The 367-nt window shown below is 49.0% G+C and carries 1 pseudogene; it reads left to right on the top strand.

Annotated features, from left to right (window positions below):
• A pseudogene (locus EXT48_RS23795) lies at positions 1–367 on the top strand (hypothetical protein); the annotation flags it as partial.

Here is a 367-nt window from a genome sequence, read left to right as displayed (position 1 = left end):
AGCCATGGCTGTGTTTGACGGCAGCATGGAGCAAGATATTGGCAGCAAACAAAGCGCCACTATGCCGAGTGTACCGCAAATTCAAGCGCTCTCTGAGAATGCTCGACTCTCACTGGCCGCCGATGGCATTGCCACCATGGCAAGCAGTACCATTGAGTTGTCTTATACCTATCAAGATGGCAGCCCAATTATGGGTGCGCCTTATACCATTCGATTTGCAAACGGCACAGCGCTGACTGGTAACTTAGATGACAGCGGTAAAGCAAAAATCGAAAATGCACCACCTGGTCAATACACCGTGCAATATGGTGAGGATAAACGCGATTACCTGCCAGAAGATAATCGCCCTAAAAACCCACTGTATGGA

This window comes from Pseudoalteromonas sp. CO348 (genome assembly GCF_004208845.1).
GTDB lineage: Bacteria > Pseudomonadota > Gammaproteobacteria > Enterobacterales > Alteromonadaceae > Pseudoalteromonas > Pseudoalteromonas maricaloris.
This window is presented reverse-complemented; position numbering and strand designations above follow the sequence as displayed.